16 protein-coding genes and 1 pseudogene are annotated in these 17,916 nt (G+C 62.4%); 12 read left to right on the plus strand and 5 right to left on the minus strand.

The annotated features are described in order from the left end of the window. The first annotated feature begins 558 nt into the window (after positions 1-558). Together SA496_RS06245 and SA496_RS06250 are read left to right on the plus strand one after the other, a co-directional pair. On the plus strand, positions 559-1,281 hold the full coding sequence (locus SA496_RS06245; protein WP_120652040.1) for a response regulator: 723 nt from the start codon (positions 559-561) through the stop codon (positions 1,279-1,281). Between the two features lie 39 nt (positions 1,282-1,320). Then, positions 1,321-2,937, plus strand: a complete 1,617-nt coding sequence (locus tag SA496_RS06250; protein WP_120652038.1) for an ATP-binding protein — start codon at positions 1,321-1,323, stop codon at positions 2,935-2,937. Between the two features lie 72 nt (positions 2,938-3,009). On the opposite strand, the gene SA496_RS06255 is transcribed toward SA496_RS06250, so the two are convergent. Continuing rightward, a complete protein-coding gene (locus SA496_RS06255) occupies positions 3,010-3,726 on the minus strand; it encodes a 4'-phosphopantetheinyl transferase family protein (RefSeq protein ID WP_330115181.1) in 717 nt (238 codons plus the stop codon). Positions 3,727-4,138: 412 nt separating this feature from the next. On the opposite strand from SA496_RS06255, the gene SA496_RS06260 reads away from it, so the two are divergent. The 3 genes from SA496_RS06260 (at position 4,139) to SA496_RS06270 (ending at position 6,859) form a co-directional block, all read left to right on the plus strand. Next, positions 4,139-4,744 carry an outer membrane beta-barrel protein gene (locus tag SA496_RS06260; protein WP_153917876.1) on the plus strand — a complete coding sequence of 202 codons (606 nt, stop codon included), beginning with the start codon at positions 4,139-4,141 and terminating at the stop codon, positions 4,742-4,744. Positions 4,745-4,805: 61 nt separating this feature from the next. Beyond that, positions 4,806-5,483, plus strand: a complete 678-nt coding sequence (locus tag SA496_RS06265; RefSeq protein WP_077525528.1) for a response regulator — start codon at positions 4,806-4,808, stop codon at positions 5,481-5,483. After that, a complete protein-coding gene (locus SA496_RS06270) occupies positions 5,480-6,859 on the plus strand; it encodes an ATP-binding protein (protein ID WP_377673690.1) in 1,380 nt (459 codons plus the stop codon). Before SA496_RS06265 ends, SA496_RS06270 begins: the two co-directional genes overlap by 4 nt. Before the next feature lie 87 nt (positions 6,860-6,946). On the opposite strand, the gene SA496_RS06275 is transcribed toward SA496_RS06270, so the two are convergent. Beyond that, positions 6,947-7,945 carry an AraC family transcriptional regulator gene (locus SA496_RS06275; protein WP_120652032.1) on the minus strand — a complete coding sequence of 333 codons (999 nt, stop codon included), beginning with the start codon at positions 7,943-7,945 and terminating at the stop codon, positions 6,947-6,949. Between the two features lie 323 nt (positions 7,946-8,268). Between SA496_RS06275 and SA496_RS06280 the strand changes: the two genes are divergently transcribed. The 6 genes from SA496_RS06280 to SA496_RS06305 all read left to right on the plus strand — a co-directional run bounded on the left by SA496_RS06280 (position 8,269) and on the right by SA496_RS06305 (position 15,305). Beyond that, positions 8,269-9,564, plus strand: coding sequence for a dicarboxylate/amino acid:cation symporter (locus SA496_RS06280; RefSeq protein ID WP_120652031.1), 1,296 nt, complete (start codon positions 8,269-8,271; stop codon positions 9,562-9,564). Positions 9,565-9,779: 215 nt separating this feature from the next. Next, positions 9,780-10,232 (plus strand): bacteriohemerythrin, encoded by a 453-nt coding sequence (locus SA496_RS06285; RefSeq protein ID WP_330115182.1) that lies wholly within the window; start codon positions 9,780-9,782, stop codon positions 10,230-10,232. Positions 10,233-10,341: 109 nt separating this feature from the next. Next, the gene (locus tag SA496_RS06290) at positions 10,342-11,481 is read left to right on the plus strand and encodes an acyl-CoA dehydrogenase family protein (RefSeq protein ID WP_120652027.1); all 1,140 of its coding nucleotides are present in this window, start codon (positions 10,342-10,344) and stop codon (positions 11,479-11,481) included. 92 nt (positions 11,482-11,573) lie between these two features. Further along, the gene (locus tag SA496_RS06295; RefSeq protein WP_120652025.1) at positions 11,574-12,404 is read left to right on the plus strand and encodes an amidohydrolase family protein; all 831 of its coding nucleotides are present in this window, start codon (positions 11,574-11,576) and stop codon (positions 12,402-12,404) included. A gap of 52 nt (positions 12,405-12,456) precedes the next feature. After that, the gene (locus SA496_RS06300; protein ID WP_330115183.1) at positions 12,457-14,094 is read left to right on the plus strand and encodes an AMP-binding protein; all 1,638 of its coding nucleotides are present in this window, start codon (positions 12,457-12,459) and stop codon (positions 14,092-14,094) included. 29 nt (positions 14,095-14,123) lie between these two features. Next, positions 14,124-15,305, plus strand: coding sequence for a CaiB/BaiF CoA transferase family protein (locus tag SA496_RS06305; RefSeq protein WP_153917880.1), 1,182 nt, complete (start codon positions 14,124-14,126; stop codon positions 15,303-15,305). Positions 15,306-15,436: 131 nt separating this feature from the next. On the opposite strand, the gene SA496_RS06310 is transcribed toward SA496_RS06305, so the two are convergent. The 3 genes from SA496_RS06310 to SA496_RS06320 all read right to left on the minus strand — a co-directional run bounded on the left by SA496_RS06310 (position 15,437) and on the right by SA496_RS06320 (position 17,409). Beyond that, on the minus strand, positions 15,437-15,928 hold the full coding sequence (locus SA496_RS06310; protein WP_120652021.1) for a SprT family zinc-dependent metalloprotease: 492 nt from the start codon (positions 15,926-15,928) through the stop codon (positions 15,437-15,439). A gap of 126 nt (positions 15,929-16,054) precedes the next feature. Next, entirely contained in the window at positions 16,055-16,654 is a 600-nt protein-coding gene (locus tag SA496_RS06315; protein ID WP_028628964.1) for a Yip1 family protein, read from the minus strand. Positions 16,655-16,809: 155 nt separating this feature from the next. Further along, positions 16,810-17,409 carry a DNA-J related domain-containing protein gene (locus SA496_RS06320; RefSeq protein WP_153917882.1) on the minus strand — a complete coding sequence of 200 codons (600 nt, stop codon included), beginning with the start codon at positions 17,407-17,409 and terminating at the stop codon, positions 16,810-16,812. Between the two features lie 100 nt (positions 17,410-17,509). Between SA496_RS06320 and SA496_RS06325 the strand changes: the two are divergent. Then, positions 17,510-17,638, plus strand: a pseudogene (locus SA496_RS06325) (tRNA 2-thiocytidine(32) synthetase TtcA); the annotation flags it as partial. Between the last annotated feature and the right edge of the window lie 278 nt (positions 17,639-17,916).

Genomic DNA, 17,916 nt, shown 5'->3' on the forward strand with positions numbered 1-17,916 from the left:
CGTCACGGTGTTAAACCGCCGTGACAAACACAATACCTAGTGGTGGACGCTACTCACGTCGCACCTGCTTCCGGCCCCCAGTCACGTTCTTTGTGTCCTGGGCCGGCACCGCTCGCCTGAGGCGAATGGTGGGTGAATTACCGCAAATGACGCACCGGTGGTCAGGCCCTGAAAAAGCCTTTAGCGCTTGATTCTAATTGTGTCCGGTGGTACGCCCTCACCCCAATATGTAGGGGCTGGGCTCGATGGGGGTACAAGATAATGCGCTGTTGGGGGTATTGCAAGGCGACCCACAACATCTAGCCTGTGGATAAGTTGTGGGTGATTTGTGGGTGACTGCGGAGTAACGGAGGCAAAGGCCCGGTGGCTCTAGGCTCTGCCGTTCGTCGCCGCCGAATGGGCGTTTTTCGAGGTGTGGCGGCGCTGTCGATGGCGTCGCAAGCTAACACAATATCTTGTGTTTCCGTATCTGATTGGCATGCGCTGTGCTATCGGTCCGGCATTGATACAATGCGACCCATTTCATGGTGGTCTGGACGCTGTCTACGGGAGTGAGTGGTGGAGCAAGAAGCCTGGCGAATCCTCATAGTCGAAGACGATCAGCGACTGGCCGATCTGACGCGAGAGTACCTGGAAGGCAATGGCCTGCAGGTGGCCATCGAGTCCGATGGTGGCCAGGCCGTGGCGCGCATTCTGAGGGAGCGCCCCGATCTGGTGGTGCTGGACCTGATGCTGCCGGGCGAGGATGGCCTGTCTATCTGCCGCAAGCTGCGTGGCCAATATGAGGGCCCGATCCTGATGCTCACTGCGCGCACCGATGATATGGACCAGGTACTCGGCCTGGAGCTCGGCGCCGATGATTACGTCTGCAAGCCGGTGCGCCCGCGTGTGCTGCTCGCGCGCATTCGCGCCCTGTTGCGGCGAAGCGAGGCGGTGGCCGAAGCGCCCGTGGCGGAAAACCAGAGACGGCTGGAGTTCGGCCCGCTGGTCATCGACAACGCCATGCGCGAGGCCTGGCTCAGTGAGCGCAGCATCGAATTGACGAGTGCCGAGTTCGACCTGCTCTGGCTGCTGGCGGTGAATGCCGGGCGCATCCTGTCCCGCGAGGAGATCTTCAACTCCCTGCGCGGCATCGAGTACGACGGCCAGGATCGTTCCATCGATGTGCGCATTTCGCGTATCCGCCCAAAGATCGGCGACGACCCGATGCACCCGCGCCTGATCAAGACAGTGCGCAGCAAGGGCTACCTATTTGTAAGAGAGGCTGCCGAAGGCCTCTGACGGGCCGGTTGGCGGCCCGCTGCGTCCGGGCGACAGTCCATGAATTCGATCTTCCTGCGTATCTATGGCGGCATGCTGGTGACGCTGGTGCTGGTGGCGCTACTCGGCGTGTTCACCATTCACCAGGTCAACGAGGTGCGCTCCGACCAGTACCGCGAGAGCCTGGCACGCGGCACCTTCCGCCTGATGGCGGACAACCTCCAGCCCATGAACAACGTGGAACGCCGCCGTGCGGTGGTGCTCTGGGGGCGCCTGCTGGGCATTCCCCTGGAGCTGGAGTCCATGGACAACGCGAAGCTGGACAACAGCGCACGCAGCCGTCTGGTACGCGGCCAGGTGCTGGTCGAGCAGACGGGCCCCCACGCCGCGAGAGTCTACGGCCTGGTCAGCATGAGCGAGCGATTGTTGCTGACCGGCGAGGTGGAGCAGATCAGCGAGCAATTGGCGCGGGCCACCGTCTACCTATTGATGGATGAGCTGGTGCGTTTCCCGGTGAACGAACAGCCCCAACGCCTGGCGTCCCTCAAGGAGAACAAGCAGTTCGGCTTTGATCTGCGCCTGATCCCGTTGAGGAGCGCCGACCTCGACATCGACCAGCGCCGCCGGGTGGATGAGGGCGACACGGTCATGGCCCTAGGCAAGGATGGCGATTCCATCCGTGTTTTTGCCGGCATGGTGGACACTCCCTGGGTACTGGAGATGGGCCCGCTGCACCAGATGAATCCCTATCCGCCGCAGTTGCTGGTGCTGATCGGTTTCCTCGGCCTCACTCTTATCGGTCTGACCGTCTACTTCCTGGTGCGCCAGCTGGAGCATCGTCTGATGGGCCTGGAAAGCGCCGCCACCGATATTGCCCAGGGCAAGCTGGATGCACGGGTACCGGCCAGGGGCGCGGATTCCGTAGGGCGTCTGGCAGCAGCGTTCAATGGCATGGCCGAGCAGTTGCAGCGCTTGTTGATGCTGCAGCGGGAGCTGATCCGCGCTGTATCCCATGAGCTGCGTACCCCGGTGGCGCGGCTGCGCTTTGGTCTGGAGATGATCGCCGACGCCGAGAGTGAGAGTGCCCGGCGCAAGTACATGGATGGTATGGACGGTGACATCCAGGAACTGGACAAGCTGGTGGACGAGATGCTGACCTACGCGCGCCTGGAACAGGGCTCGCCGGCCCTGCATTTCCAGCGCGTGGACCTGGATGCCCTGTTCGACCAGGTGATCGCCGAACTTTCCCACCTGCGCGCCAATGTGCGCATCGAGCGTGGCCTGTGCCTGAATGTCGGCACCGACGGCGCATGGGTCGAGGCCGAGCCGCGTTACCTGCATCGCGCCCTGCAGAATCTGGTGAGCAACGCGATGCGCCATGCCGAATCGCGGGTTCAGTTGAACTATCAGATCGGCCACAAGCGTTGCCGCATCGACGTCGAGGACGACGGCCCGGGCGTGCCGGAAAGCCAGTGGGAAAAAATCTTCAAACCCTTCATGCGCCTGGACGACAGCCGTACCCGCGCCTCCGGTGGCCACGGTCTGGGGCTGTCCATCGTGCGACGCATCATTTATTGGCACGCCGGCCGCGCGCAGATCGGTCGCAGCGAAACGCTGGGTGGTGCGCGCTTCAGCCTGGTGTGGCCGCGGCGGCAGAGCGAGGCGGAGACGTTGTAAGACGGCCCGTGGGGCCACATTCTCTGTGGGCGAATTCATTCGCCCACAGAGGTTTTTTGCCAGCGGCTCGTCTCAGGCGGCGACTGCCACCAGGCTCAGCACTCGTCCCTGGAACTCGCAGTGCCAGCCTTCGAGTTCACTTCCTGCCTTCCAATCTTCCGACAGGCCGATCAACAGCCTCAGGCGTGCTCGTGCGTTGTCGCAGCCCAGCAGTTCGGCATCGTGGAAGTAGAAACGTTTTTGCACGATGGGGTAGAGGGCCTTGAACAGGCTTTCCTTGATGGAAAAGGTCAGGGTAATGCGCTGGGCCTGCTGGTCGGGCGTAAGGCTATCAAGCCGTTGCAGTTCGGCAGGGGTGAGGATTTCTTCCGCCAGGCGCAGGGCACGCTCGGCCTTCATGGGTTCTTCCAGGTCCAGGCCCAGGCCGCGCCACTGGTTGTGATTGGCGACCAGCGCGGTGGCCAGCCCGTGGCTATGACTGATCGATCCGGTGATGCCGGCGGGCCAGACCGGTGCGCGGTCCTCCCCAAGGGCAGGCACGTCGGCACGGCCAGTCAGGGCGAGGAGGGCAGTACGGGCGCAGAGGCGGCCAGCGAGGAATTCTGTCTGCCGCTTGGCCACCGAGCGCTGGATATTGGTGGGCGCGGGGACGGCGCTGCGCGGAAAGTCGTCGGTGCTGAGCAAGTCCGGATCGAAGCGACAGGAGCGCATGACTACGCCCGGCAAGGCTTCAGAGAAGGGCCAGGTCGAGTCGAAGGGGCTGCAGCAGGCGGGGTGTTTCGGGTTCATGGCGGCATTCTGCCCGGCGCCGCTGGAATGGGCCAGCGGCCCGCGCGTTTACATATGTTTGCAAATGGCAAACAAAGCGAAACGGAAGCCCGCCCCAGGTTTTTGCCAGACTACGCGGGCGTTTCTTCTGGAACGCAGGTGAGGTTGTAGTCTGGAAACCTGGCAGTGCCGGTTCCGGACATTTTCTCTGAATTGAGTGCGGGAGCCCGGATGGGCTCCCGTTTTTTTTGTCTGCGATTCTGGGGCTGAGGGCTAAACGCCCGCCGACGAGGCCAGCGGAAAGGGCTTCAGGCGGGGTAAGAAGTTTCGTTCAGCTCAGGTTCAAGAAGGGTTCAGCGGCGGTTCAGTGGCTGGTGGGCAATCTAGCCCCCGAGTTCAGCAACTACACGACCACTCGAAAAGGAATCCCACCATGAACCGTACCTTCAGCCATATCGCCCTCGCTTCCGCCTTGGCCCTTGCTGCCGCCGGCGCCCAGGCCGCGGACAACTTCGTCGGTCTGACCTGGGGGCAGACCAACAACAACATCCAGAAGTCCGATTCGCTGAACGCGAACCTGAACAATCCCAATCTGGACAAGGTCATCCACAAGACTGGCACCTGGGGTGTACGTGCCGGCCAGCAGACCGACGGCGGCCGCTACTACATGACCTACGAGAACTTCTCCGATACCAATAGCGGCTACAAGCTGCGCCAGCAGAACCTCCTCGGCAGCTACGATGTGTTCGTGCCGGTGGGTGCATACAACACCAAGCTGTTCGGCGGTGCGACCCTCGGCCTGGTCAAGCTGGAGCAGGAAAGCAAGGCCATGAGCCGCGACAGCAACATCAACTACGCTGCCGGTCTGCAGGCCGGTATTCTCCAGGACCTGAGCAAGAATGCGTCGATCGAGGCCGGCTACCGCTACCTGCGTACCAACGTCAGCACCGACATGGGTGAACACGGAGGTCCGCGTCTGGGCTCCCTGGATCTGCATAGCAGCGGCCAGGCCTACCTGGGCGCCAACTACAAGTTCTGATGCGTTCCATGCAACGGGCCGGGCATTTGCCCGGCCGCCTCATTGATACGGAGAGCGGCCCATGAAACTGCTGGTTGTGGAAGACGAGGCGCTGCTGCGCCATCACCTCTACACCCGTCTCGGCGAGCAGGGACATGTCGTGGATGCGGTGCCCGACGCCGAGGAAGCGCTATATCGCGCGGCGGAATACAACCATGACCTGGCAGTGGTTGACCTCGGCCTGCCGGGCATGAGCGGGCTGGATCTGATCCGTCAGTTGCGCAGCCAGGGCAAGAGCTTCCCCATCCTCATTCTCACCGCCCGTGGCAACTGGCAGGACAAGGTCGAGGGGCTGGCCGCCGGGGCTGACGATTACGTGGTCAAGCCTTTCCAGTTTGAGGAACTGGAGGCACGGCTGAATGCACTGTTGCGGCGTTCTTCGGGGTTCGTTCAGTCAACGATAGAGGCGGGTCCGCTGCTACTGGACCTGAACCGCAAGCAGGCACAACTGGACGGTGAACCCGTAGCGCTCACCGCCTACGAATACCGCATCCTCGAATACCTGATGCGTCATCACCAGCAGGTCGTGGCCAAGGAGCGGCTGATGGAGCAGCTGTATCCGAATGATGAGGAGCGTGATCCCAATGTGATCGAAGTGTTGGTCGGTCGCCTGCGCCGCAAGCTGGAGGGCGGCAGCGGATTCAAGCCGATCGACACTGTGCGCGGCCAGGGCTACCTGTTCACCGAGCGCTGCCGATGACCAAGGCATGGCGGAATTTCTACCGCCCGATGGGATGGTCGCTGCGCCTGCGACTTATGCTGGGTGCCGCCGCGATGGCGGTGCTGTTCATGCTCGCATTGCTGCCAGCGCTGCGGGGCGCCTTCGTGATCGCCCTCGACCAGTCCATCGAGCAGCGGCTGGCCGCCGATGCCAGTGCGCTGATCGCGGCGGCCCGTGTGGAGAACGGTCAGCTGGAGATGCCCGACAAGCTGCCCAACGAGGAGTTCGACAACCTGGAGGCCAGTCAGCTTGGCTACATCTACGACAGTGAAGGTGCCAAGGTCTGGCAGTCCCTTTCATCGCGGGATGAGCAGGTGACCTACCGGCCGCGCTACGACGGCCAGGGCCACGAGTTTCTCAGGGTCGCGGATGCCAAGGGGCGCGAGTTCTTCGTCTACGACGTGGAGGTGGACCTGCTGCGCGGGCAGCGCGCCGCCTACAGCGTCGTCACCATGCAGCCGGTTAGCGACTACCAGTCCATGTACGACGGATTCCTCCAGCAGCTCTACCTCTGGCTGGGAGGAGCGCTATTGGTGCTGCTGGGGTTGCTCTGGTTCGGCTTGACTTGGGGCTTTCGCAGCCTGCGCGGGCTCAGTGCCGAGCTGGACCAGGTGGAATCCGGCAGCCGTGACAGCCTGAGTGACGACCACCCGCGTGAGCTGCTGCGCCTGACCAAGTCCCTCAATCGCCTGCTGGATAGCGAACGCCGTCAGCGCGAGCGCTATCGCAATTCGCTGGACGACCTTGCCCATAGTCTGAAGACGCCGCTCTCCGTGCTGCAGGGCGTCAGCGAGAACATCGCCGCCCGGTCGGACAACCGCGAGCAGGCGCGGGTGCTGCAGAGTCAGATAGAGCGCATGAGCCAGCAGATCGGCTACCAGCTGCAGCGGGCGTCACTGCGCAAGAGTGGCCTGGTACGTCACCGGGTGCGTCTGGCGCCGCTGCTGGACACCCTTTGCGATGCGCTGGACAAGGTCTATCGGGAGAAGCGTGTGCGTGTGGAGCGGGATTTCGACCAGGACCTGATGATCCCTATGGAGCAGGGAGCCTTGCTGGAGATGCTCGGCAACCTGCTGGAGAACGCGTTCCGCCTGTGTCTGGGGGAAATTCGCGTCAGTGCCCGTGTGCGCGGCGGTCATTGCGAACTCAAGGTGGAGGACGACGGCCCCGGCGTGCCGCTGGATCAGCGCGAGCGCATCCTCAAGCGCGGCGAGCGGCTGGACGCCCAGCATCCGGGGCAGGGCATAGGTACGGCGGTAATCAAGGACATCATCGAAAGCTACGACGGCGAACTGTTCCTGGATGAGTCCCCGTTGGGCGGGGCGGAGTTCAGGATTCGGTTTCCGTTGCTCTGAAATCGGCTGAAGCCCACCCTACGGCAGAACTGCGTTCTGCTTGGCGGATGAATTCGCCCCTACAGCCCATCCACATTCCGGGCCGATTTAGGTCTCCTGCGCCCGATACGCCCCCGGCGTCAGTCCGGTCCACTTCTTGAACGCCCGATGGAATGCCGATGGTTCGGAGAAGCCGAGCTGTTCGGCGATGTCCTGGATGGAGAGTTCATCCCGGCCCAGGTGGTAGATGGCCAGGTCGCGGCGCAGGTGGTCCTTCAGTTCCTGGAAGCTCGAACCTTCCTCCCGTAAGTGTCGACGCAGGGTCTGCGGGCTGATGTGCAGGTGCTGGGCCACCGCTTCCAAGTCTGGCCAGGTACGGCAGTCGCGGCCAAGCAGGCGGCGGATCTGGCTGGTCAGACTGTCGCCGCCATCGGGACGGGCCAGCAGGTCGGCCGGGGAGTGTTCGAGGAAGTGCTTGAGGGTGCGCTCGTCTTGTAGCAGCGGCATGGCCAGGTAGCGCGAATGAAAGCGCAGGCTGATGCGCGGCGCCCCGAAGTGGCGGCTGGTGGGGAAGAGCAATTCGTACTCGGCCGCGTGGGCCGGTTTGGCATAGCTGAAGGTGGCTTCCTCCAGCCGGATGCGCTGGCCAATCAGCCAACTGCCCAACCGATGCCAGATAACCAGCAGGCTTTCCACCAGGAAGTGGTCCGGGTCGCGGAGCAGCGCGTCGTCCACCGTCAGGACGGCGAAATCGCCGTCCCGTTCCAGCTGGATGCGCGGGGCATCAGGGAACAGCCCGTAGAAAAGGGTACCCCTCACGAGGGCCTTTTCCAGGCTGCGGCAATGGATGATTGCGTGGCACATCATGGCGAAGGTGCCGCGCTTGCTGCGCTGCTGGCCGAAGCCCATGTACTCGTCGTCGAGCACTTCCCAGAGCAGCTGCATCAGTCGCGCGAACTGTTCAGGAGCCACGCGGGCCCGCGGTTCGTCCAGCAGGGCCGGCTGAATGCCGGCGGCACGCAGCAAGGGGGTGCAATCCACGCCATGGTGCATGGCGCCGCACAAGGCGGCCCGGACGAAATGGCTGGCGATTGTGCGCTCGCGCATGGGGCTGATCCGTGGTCAGGGAGGCCGATGTTAGGGCGTGGCTGGAGGCGGCCACAAGGGCGCAAGTGGCGGAAATCCCCCTGGGGTCCTGGCGGAAATCCGCCCAAGGGATGCGTTGGGCTGGGTTTGTTTCTCTTTCAAGTCATTGAAATATAAGACTTTATTAAAATCAGAGGACTTGGCACAACGGCTGCTATGGAGAGAGTGCCGTCCATTCGACTGGACCGCACAACAACAAAAGTCTCCCAGACAGGGAGATATGTCGATCACAGTGACGCCAGGCCTTACGGAACAGGTCGGGATCACTTGAAAGGAACACTGCCATGTCCCGCCAACCGTTCTACAAGAGCCTGTACGTCCAGGTCATCGTCGCCATCGCCATCGGCATCCTGCTGGGTCACTTCTATCCGGAGACCGGTGTTGCGCTCAAACCCCTGGGTGACGGCTTCGTCAAACTGATCAAGATGGCCATCGCGCCCATCATCTTCTGCACCGTGGTCAGCGGCATCGCCGGCATGCAGGACATGAAGGCAGTGGGTAAGACCGGCGGCTACGCGCTGCTGTATTTCGAAATCGTATCCACCATCGCGCTGATCATCGGCCTGGTCGTGGTCAACATCGTCCAGCCTGGTGTCGGCATGCATGTCGATCCGGCCACCCTGGACACCAAGGGCATTGCCGCCTTCACCGCTGCCGGCGAACAGCAGAGCACCATTGCCTTCCTGCTCAACGTCATCCCCAGCACCATCGTTGGCGCCTTCGCCTCGGGTGACATCCTGCAGGTGCTGTTCTTCTCCGTGATCTTCGCTTTCGCCCTGCAGCGCATGGGTGACTACGGCAAGCCGGTGCTGGAATTCATCGATCGCATCGCCCAGGTCATGTTTGGCATCATCAACATGATCATGAAGGTCGCCCCCATCGGTGCCTTCGGTGCCATGGCCTTCACCATCGGCCAGTACGGCGTGGGTTCGCTGGTGCAGCTTGGCCAGTTGATGCTGTGCTTCTACATCACCTGCGTGTTCTTCATCCTGGTGGTCCTGGGCGGTATCGCCCGTGCCCACGGCTTCAGCATCCTGCGCTTCATCCGCTACATCCGCGAAGAGTTGCTGATCGTACTCGGTACGTCTTCTTCCGAGTCGGCCCTGCCGCGCATGCTGAACAAGATGGAAAAACTGGGTGCCAAGAAGTCCGTGGTCGGCCTGGTGATCCCCACTGGCTACTCCTTCAACCTGGATGGCACTTCCATCTACCTGACCATGGCTGCGGTGTTCATCGCCCAGGCTACTGACACCACCATGGACATCACTCACCAGCTGACCCTGCTGGCTGTGCTGCTGATCGCATCCAAGGGCGCCGCCGGCGTCACCGGTTCCGGCTTCATTGTATTGGCCGCCACTCTGTCCGCCGTTGGCCACCTGCCGGTTGCCGGCCTGGCACTGATCCTCGGCATCGACCGCTTCATGTCCGAAGCCCGTGCCCTGACCAACCTGATCGGCAACGGCGTTGCCACCATCGTGGTCGCCAAGTGGTGCAAGCAACTGGACGAAGACACTCTGCAGCGTGAGCTGGCTTCCAGCGGAAAGTCCGAAGCTCCTGCCGCTCCGCAGACCGCTGCCTGATCGACGACTGCTACAGCGTTCTCCTCCCCGCGAGGAGACTTTCTCAAGCCCGGCTCCCCGTAGCCGGGCTTTTTTTGTCCTGCCGAATGGCTCTTCGACTTGATCTGGGTCAAGCCCGGTGCGCTGGCGCCAAAGGAACATTCTCGCCCTTCACGGGGTGGGTGCCTGCAGGCGCTGTGCCTCTTTCTGCGCCGTTTGGTACTAAGGACAACACCATGAACAGCATGAATCTTGCCTGGTCGTCGGATTATTCGACAGGGATCTCGATCATTGACGAGCAGCACAAGCGTCTCTTCGACTACTTCGCCGAGATCGAGGAAGGGGTCGCCCGCGACGATTCGCAGGGGCTCGAACTCGTAGTGCATGGCCTGATCCACTACGCCATTTCCCACAACACTTACGAAGAGTCGCTGATGGAGCAGGCTGGATATCCGATGCTGGAGGCGCATCGGGCCACCCATGAAAGTTTCAAGGCGCGGGCCCAGGACCTGCTCAAGAAGCTTGAATCAGGTGAGGCTCCCGCCAAGGTAGCGGCCAAGGCAAGAATCTTCATCGGCCTCTGGCTGGTCAGCCACGTCAAGCAGGAAGACCAGGACTACGTGCCTTATGTGAAGAAACTTGGGCGCAAGAGCCTGATGTCGTCGCTTTTGGGCAAGCTGTCCGGTTGAATGCGTATCTGGTCGATTGAGTCAATTCGCTCTGAGCGCTTGCGTCATTGAGGGCGCAAGGCGCTGGCGCCTAACCTGCGGCACGACTTCGGCCCAGGGAGGCAACCCCATGCAGCGCATTCATTTCGAGACCGAACACAATCTGTTCCGCGAGGCTTTCCGAGCCTTCCTGCAAAGGGAAGTGGTTCCGCACCAGGACGAGTGGGAAGCGGCCGGCGTGGTCGACCGCAGCGTGTGGAAGAAAGCTGGGGAGATGGGCTTCCTGCTGCCTTGGGCGGACGAGGAATACGGTGGTTCCGGGCTCAAGGACTTCCGTTACGAGCAGATCATGTGCGAGGAACTGGCCTACATCAACGAGCCGGGCTTCATGATTCCTCTGCATTCGGCCCTCTGCGGCCCCTACATCGCCGAGTACGGCAACGCCGAGCAGAAGGCGCGCTTCCTACCGGGAATCATCCGCGGCGAAACCATCCTCGCTGTGGCCATGACCGAACCTTCCGCTGGCTCCGATCTGGCTGGCATGCGCACTACCGCAATCGACAAGGGTGACCATTACCTGCTCAACGGCTCCAAGGTGTTCATCTCAAACGGGCTGCTGGCGGACGTGGTGATCGTCGCCGCCAAGACCGACCCGGCGAACAAGCACGCCATGGGTCTGTTCCTGGTGGAGCGGGGCATGGAGGGTTTCGAGCGTGGTCGCAACCTGAAGAAGCTGGGCATGAAGAGCCAGGACACTGCCGAGCTGTTCTTCAATAACGTGAAGGTGCCGAAGGAAAACCTGCTGGGCGATGCCAAGGGTGGCTTCTTCTATCTGATGAACATGCTCGCTCAGGAGCGACTGACCAATGCCTGCGGTGCAGTGGCCGGCGCCGAGGCCGCGCTGCTCACCACCATCGACTACGTGAAGGAGCGCAAGGCCTTCGATCGGCCCGTAGCGCACTTCCAGAACACCCGCTTCAAGCTGGCCGAGATGCGTACCCAGATCGACGTCGCGCAGGTGTTCACCGACCGCTGCGTGATGGACCACAACCAGAAGAAGCTCACTCCCGAGGTGGCCGCCGAGGCCAAGCTGTTCACCACAGAACTGCTGTGCAAGGTGGTGGACGAAGGCGTGCAGTTGCATGGCGGCTGGGGCTACATGTGGGAGTACCCGATCTGCAAGATGTACGCGAACGCGCGTATCCAGCGCATCTTCGCCGGCACTTCGGAAATCATGAAAGAGATCATCAGCCGCGGGATGAAGCTCTGAGGATGGCGGGCGGTGCGCGTGGCGCACCGTACAAATGTGCCCCGTAGGGTGTGCCGTGGGCACCTTGAACAGACACTATTGAGGCAATCGTCATGACTCACGCAAAAGGCGCCATCGATGCCTGGGCCCAGCTTGCTACTGGCCGAACCCGCGAGCTGATACCCGAGGCAGTGCGGCTGTTCGAGAAGTCCGGAACCACGTCCCTGCTCGACAAGGGCCTGAGTCCCGAGCAAACCGTTGCCGAAATGGACCGTGCCGGCATCGACAAGCTGATGGTCAGCGCCTGGTGCCGTCCTGAACGCTGGGTAAGCACCAACGAAGAAGTGGCCGAATACACCCGCGCCTTCCCCGATCGCTTCGTCGGGGTTGCAGCGGTGGACATGAGCAAGCCCATGGCCGCCCTGCGCGAGTTGGACCGCGCCGTGAATGAGCTGGGTTTCAAGGCGCTGCGGGTAGTGCCATGGCTGTGGAAACTGCCGCCCAACCACCGGCTCTACTACCCGCTCTATGCGAAGTGCATCGAGCTGGACATCCCCTTCTGCACTCAGGTGGGCCACACCGGCCCGCTGATGCCCTCGGAAACCGGCCGGCCCGTGCCGTACCTGGACGAGGTGGCGCTGGACTTCCCCGAGCTGCGCATCGTCGCTGGGCATATCGGCCATCCCTGGACCGAGGAAATGATTGGCGTCGCCTGGAAGCACGACAACATCTATATCGATACTTCTGCCTACCTGCCGCGCTACTACCCGCAGGCGTTGATCCAGTACATGAAGACTTACGGCCAGGACAAGGTGCTATTCGGCAGCAACTTTCCGCAGTTGTCGCTCTCGCGTTGCATGGAGCAGGTAGAGGAGATGGGGCTGTCGGAGGATGTGAAAGGAAAATTCCTTCACGGCAACGCACGAAGAGTGTTCAAGCTCTAGAGTGATGGGCCATTGGGCAGCGAGCCGATAACAACAATAAGAGGGGCGAAGGATGAGCGAAGCATTGCCGTTGCAACGTTTCACCCACTGGGTGGCGACCACGCCAGACCGCGTCTGGCTGCGCCAGCCGGTGGCGCGGACCTGGCATCCCATCACCTGGCGCGAGGCCGACGACCGCGCCCGGCGCCTGGCCAGCGCACTGCGGGCCCTGGGCTGCGAGCCGGGCGACCGGGTGGCAATACTTGCGAAGAACTGCGCGGAATGGATCCTGAGCGACATGGCGATCATGCTCGCCGGACTGGTCAGCGTGCCGCTCTACCCGCTGCAATCGGCCGAGAGCATCGAGTACGTGCTACGCCATTCCGCATGCAAGGTGATCATCCTCGGCAAGCTGGATGATGCCGAGCGCCTGGAATCCGGCATTCCCGACAGCGTGGCACGCATCGCCATGCCCTATCCGACGCTGCGCGCCGAACATGCCTGGGGCGATTTGCTGTCGCGTTACGAACCCATGAGTGAAACCCATGAGCAGCGCCCGGACGAACTGCTCAGCATCCTCTATACCTCCGGTACCACCGGCCAGCCCAAGGGCGTAATGCAGACGGCGCGGGCGTTCGCCTTCGCCTCCAGCCGCTCGGTAGGGGAAATGGGGCTGGGGCCGGACGACCGGTTCTTTTCCTACCTGCCGCTGTCTCATGCCGCCGAACGCTTCCTGGTGCAAACCAACAGCCTCTATTGCGGCGGTGAAATCGCTTTCGTCGAATCCCTGGAAACCTTCGCTGAAGACCTGCGTCAGGTGCGACCAACCCAGTTCTTCTCGGTTCCACGCTTGTGGACGCGCTTCCAGCAGGGCGTACTGGAGCGGCTACCCCAGGGGCGACTCGACCGCTTGCTGGCCATTCCGCTGCTGGGGGCTCTGGTGGCGTGGAAGATCCGCCGCGGTCTGGGGCTGGACCGCGCGCGAGTGCTGGTGAGCGGTGCGGCGCCCATTCCGGTGGCGTTGCTGGAGTGGTATCGGCGCATCGGCCTGACTATCTGCGAGGGCTACGGCATGACCGAGAATTTCGCCTACGGCAACTTCAATCGGCCGGGGCAGGTGCGCTTCGGCACGGTGGGCCGGGTGATGCCGGACAACGACCTGCGCATCGCCGATGACGGAGAAATCCTCTACCGCAGCCCATCGCTGATGAGCGGCTACTACCTGGAGCCGGAGAAGAGCGCAGAAACCCTGCGCGATGGCTGGCTGCATACCGGCGACAAGGGGCATGTCGACGACGACGGCTACCTGCGCATTACCGGTCGGGTGAAGGACATCTTCAAGACCAGCAAGGGCAAGTACGTGGCGCCGGCCCCCATCGAGGGCGAAATCGCCAAGAATCTCTGGGTCGAGCAGGTGTGTCTGATGGGCAGCGGCCTGGACCAGCCGCTGGCGTTGATCGAGCTGAGCCCGGCCGCCCGCGAGCAGGCCCGCGCCCAGGTGGAGGCGGACCTGCTGACCACCCTCGAACAACTCAATGACCGGCTGCTGCCCCATGAGCGCGTCAGCCATCTGCTGCTGGTGCGTGAGCCCTGGACGGTGGATAACGGCTGCATGACCCCGACCATGAAGATTCGCCGCAACGTGCTGGAGGCCCGTTACGCCCCGGCGGTCGACCGTCTCGATGCACACCAGGCGTTGCACTGGGAATGACCGCCAGAACATACGCATCAGGAGTTGCCATGAAAGGCCCTTTGTCTTCGCTGAAAATCCTCGACTTCTCCACCCTGCTGCCGGGGCCCTTCGCCTCGTTGCTGCTGGCTGACATGGGCGCCGATGTGCTCCGGGTGGAGTCGCCTACGCGTACAGACCTGGTGCGTGTGCTGCCGCCCCACGACGGCGGCCAGTCCACCAGCCACGCCTATCTGAACCGCAACAAGCGCAGCATTGCCCTGGACTTGAAACGGCCGGAGGCGGTGGAGCTGGTCAGACAACTCGTGCAGGAATACGACATCGTCCTGGAACAGTTCCGTCCAGGCGTCATGGAACGGCTGGGGCTGGGTTATGAAGCGCTGAAGGCGATCAACCCGAAGCTGATCTATTTATCCATCACCGGCTATGGCCAGACCGGCCCCTATCGCGACCGTGCCGGACACGACATCAACTACCTGGCCCTGGCCGGTATCGCCAGCTACACCGGACGCCGCGACAGCGGACCGCTGCCGCTGGGCGTACAACTCGCGGATATTGGCGGCGGCTCCCTGCATGGGGTGATGGGCCTGCTCGCGGCTGTGATCCATCGCCAGGTGACAGGGGAGGGGCAGCACGTGGACGTCAGCATGACCGACTGCGCCTTCGCCCTGCACGGCATGGCGGGTGCCAGCTATCTCGGTGCGGGTGTTGAACCGGCCATGGAGAACCAGGCCCTGAATGGCGGCAGCTTCTACGACTACTACCGTACCCGTGATGGCCGCTGGTTCTCTGTAGGAAGCTTGGAGCCGCAGTTCATGCAGCAGTTCTGCGCCGCCCTTGGCCGTCCCGAGCTGGCAGCGAAGGGACTGTCGCCCAGGCCCGAAGACCAGCAGGAGCTGAAACGGGCAATCGAGATCGAATTCGAAAAGCGCGACTTCGCCGAGTGGGTCGAGGTCTTCGCCGAGCTGGACGCCTGCGTGGAGCCGATGCTGCCGCTGTCCGAGGCGGTGGATCATCCACAGATCAAGGCCCGCGGCCTGGTGGTGGAGGTTCCGCGCGAAGGCTTGCCTGCGCAGAAGCAGATCGGCTGTCCGATCAGGTTCTCTGCCGGCCTGCCCGCGCCGCGCCATGCCGGCGGCCCGTTGGGCTCGCATACCGCTGAAGTGCTGGCCGCGCTGGGGCTCAGCGCCGAGCAGATCGAGGCGCTGAAGGCGGCGAAGGTGGTGGGTTGACGGGGCGAAGCAGGAACCTTGTGGGGGGCGAACTCATTCGCTGAGGACCGCATGGCGGTCCCCGGCCTCCGGTGGGCAGGCCTTCGGCCTGCATGGCGAATGAATTCGTCCCCACAGGTCCGCCACAGGTCCTAAACCTGGCTTTGTTCCCCGCTGAACACCAGAGTCACCTGGCAGCGCCGACAGTAGTAGCGGCGCCCGCGCGTCACCAGGGCGTGGCGCTGGGCGGAGAAAGGATGGCCGTCGGGGCAGGCGCAGCGGTACAGGTAGCGCGTCACCTTGCGCCGGTTCACCTCATAGGTGTGGCAGCGGTTTGGGGGGAGTTCGTAGACCCCGCGCATGATCAGCTGCCATTCCTCGCCATGGGGTTGGATTCGGGGGCCGAACAGTTGATGGGCTACCAGGTGCGCCACTTCGTGGGCGACGGTCTGGCGCAGGAAGTCTTCCTGGTTTTCGCGGTAGAGCTGCGGGTTGAAACGCAGCTTGTTTTCGTCCAGATGGGCGACGCCGGCCTTCTGCCCGCGTAGCTTGAAGCTCACTTCGGGGCGGGGAAACCGGCATTTGAAAAAGGCTTCGGCCTGCTGATAGCAGGCCTCGACGCGGGCAAGTAGCTGCTCGGGCATAGGGCACTCCGTTGGCGCGGAATTATGCCGCAAAGCGTTTGCTGCCCAAAGGTGGTGACGCCGAGCGGTCATTCCCGGCCAAAAGAAAAGGCCGCCCGCAGGCGGCCTTCTGGTCAACGAGGGTTTTCAGCTGGTGTACACCGGCCCCAGGCCGAAGCCCCAGAGGATCACGGCGGAGGCGATCATCGCCACGAGCACCACCAGGCCCACTGCCAGCACCGAGCTGGAGAACAGGAAGCCTTCGTCTTTCGGAATGTTCATGAAAGTCGGTATGCCCACGTACAGCAGGTAGACCGTGTAGCAGATGGCTAATGTGCCTACTGTTGCGCCGAACCAGAGGTGCGGGTAGAGCGCCGCGAGACCGCCGATGAACAGCGGGGTCGCGCAGTAAGCGGCAAACACGATGCACTCGGTAACGCTAGGATTGGCGTCGTAAGTGCGCGCCATCCAGTGGATGAATCCGCCCATCACTGCCACGCCGGCGAGCATCGCCAGATAGGACATGATGGACATCTGCAACGCGCTGGCCTGGGTGAGCATCACGGGATCGCCCTTGCCCAGTACCCAGCCGACCTGGGTGGTGCCGATATAGGCAGAAATCACGGGAATTGCAGCAAGGATCAGGACGTGGGTGAGGTACATGTGGCTGACGCTTTCCTCTTCGCCACGGATCTCTTGCCACTCTTGATCGGGATGGGTGAAGAGCCCCCAAACGTGGTGGATCATGCTGAACACCTCCTCATTATTATGAGGTCGCCCCCCAGCGAAGCGCCGGGGGCGCGTAGCCAGCGCCACCCGGTGCTCGGCCGACCTATGCGACCTTATGTCGCAGTATAGGCAGGCGATTCGGCGACGCCTTAGAGCGAATCGAAGATTCAGCGTCAGCTGTAATAGCGTTGGAGTATTTCCATGGCCTTGTTGATCGATTGCAGGCGCGAGGTGCTGCCGCCGCGATCGGGGTGGTGCTGGCTCACCAACTGGCGGTAGCGCTGCTTGATCACCGCGAGGCTGAGAGGCTGGCTGCCGCTGTGCAGGCCAAACAGCTCCAGTGCCGCGAGCTTCTCCTCACTGCCCTGCATGCGGGTCCAGAAACTGGCCAGCAGGCGTTCCACATCTTCCTCGGTCGTGTGCCGCAGGTTACCCAAGTCCAGGTAATAGTCGCGCAGCGGGTCCAGCTCGCTGAGGGCCGAGGTGGCCCCAGCCTCATAGGGCAGCAGTTGCACGCACAGCGGACTGATGGCCAGCTGCGCAAGGCCGGTGCCGTTCAGCTGGTCGCGCAGGCGGTAGAGCGCGTTGAATACCAGGAAGTGCGTACGGAACAGCACCAGCTTGTCGGTAAGTTCCAAGTGCGGGATGTGGGTGGAGTGGCGGGCCTTGAGGGCCTGGATCAACTGGTACTCGCTCAGCCCCTCGGGGGCCCCGCGCAAGAGTTCGAGGAGCTGGTCGCTGAGGTCCAGGGCGGGATCGAGGTCACTGTTCATCCGCCGGAGCCTAGCACAGGGCGATGATGGGACTGGGGTCGCGCTCGCTTTGTGCGTAAAATAGCCAGCTTTTCGCATTCCCCCCGGATTTCAGAGCACCATGGGCACCCTTTCGGTCAACCAGAACAAACTGCAGAAACGCATCCGCCGCCTGGCCGGCGAAGCCATCGCCGACTTCAACATGATCGAGGATGGCGACAAGGTCATGGTCTGCCTGTCCGGAGGCAAGGTATAACCAACAAATTATTTGTAAAGCCTACAAAGCCGTAGGCATTGTCTGTAAGCCCCGCCGTCCGTCGCTCTTCCCTCCCTCTCGTTTGACAGAACTCGTTTGGGGGCTAGTTTGTAACTAAATTGGTTATTGGACTAGCTATTTTGTCAATCATGAAAGTAAAACGATACCAATTCAATTCGTTGCCCTTCGTGTCGATAGTGGACGATGTGGATTGCCCTATTGATCCGTATGTTTCCTGCTATCTCAATGGCCAGTTGTCTGCGAAGTCGGCC

Source organism: Pseudomonas sp. JS3066 (assembly GCF_036328175.1).
Taxonomy (GTDB): domain Bacteria; phylum Pseudomonadota; class Gammaproteobacteria; order Pseudomonadales; family Pseudomonadaceae; genus Metapseudomonas.

What these genes read in the sequence shown, in the direction of transcription:
- SA496_RS06250 (WP_120652038.1), top strand. Translation starts at nt 1,321, where the DNA reads ATGAATTCGATCTTCCTGCGTATCTATGGCGGCATGCTGGTGACGCTG.
- SA496_RS06255 (WP_330115181.1), bottom strand. Translation starts at nt 3,726, where the DNA reads ATGAACCCGAAACACCCCGCCTGCTGCAGCCCCTTCGACTCGACCTGG.
- SA496_RS06260 (WP_153917876.1), top strand. Translation starts at nt 4,139, where the DNA reads ATGAACCGTACCTTCAGCCATATCGCCCTCGCTTCCGCCTTGGCCCTT.
- SA496_RS06265 (WP_077525528.1), top strand. Translation starts at nt 4,806, where the DNA reads ATGAAACTGCTGGTTGTGGAAGACGAGGCGCTGCTGCGCCATCACCTC.
- SA496_RS06270 (WP_377673690.1), top strand. Translation starts at nt 5,480, where the DNA reads ATGACCAAGGCATGGCGGAATTTCTACCGCCCGATGGGATGGTCGCTG.
- SA496_RS06275 (WP_120652032.1), bottom strand. Translation starts at nt 7,945, where the DNA reads ATGCGCGAGCGCACAATCGCCAGCCATTTCGTCCGGGCCGCCTTGTGC.
- SA496_RS06280 (WP_120652031.1), top strand. Translation starts at nt 8,269, where the DNA reads ATGTCCCGCCAACCGTTCTACAAGAGCCTGTACGTCCAGGTCATCGTC.
- SA496_RS06285 (WP_330115182.1), top strand. Translation starts at nt 9,780, where the DNA reads ATGAACAGCATGAATCTTGCCTGGTCGTCGGATTATTCGACAGGGATC.
- SA496_RS06290 (WP_120652027.1), top strand. Translation starts at nt 10,342, where the DNA reads ATGCAGCGCATTCATTTCGAGACCGAACACAATCTGTTCCGCGAGGCT.
- SA496_RS06295 (WP_120652025.1), top strand. Translation starts at nt 11,574, where the DNA reads ATGACTCACGCAAAAGGCGCCATCGATGCCTGGGCCCAGCTTGCTACT.
- SA496_RS06300 (WP_330115183.1), top strand. Translation starts at nt 12,457, where the DNA reads ATGAGCGAAGCATTGCCGTTGCAACGTTTCACCCACTGGGTGGCGACC.
- SA496_RS06305 (WP_153917880.1), top strand. Translation starts at nt 14,124, where the DNA reads ATGAAAGGCCCTTTGTCTTCGCTGAAAATCCTCGACTTCTCCACCCTG.
- SA496_RS06310 (WP_120652021.1), bottom strand. Translation starts at nt 15,928, where the DNA reads ATGCCCGAGCAGCTACTTGCCCGCGTCGAGGCCTGCTATCAGCAGGCC.
- SA496_RS06315 (WP_028628964.1), bottom strand. Translation starts at nt 16,654, where the DNA reads ATGATCCACCACGTTTGGGGGCTCTTCACCCATCCCGATCAAGAGTGG.
- SA496_RS06320 (WP_153917882.1), bottom strand. Translation starts at nt 17,409, where the DNA reads ATGAACAGTGACCTCGATCCCGCCCTGGACCTCAGCGACCAGCTCCTC.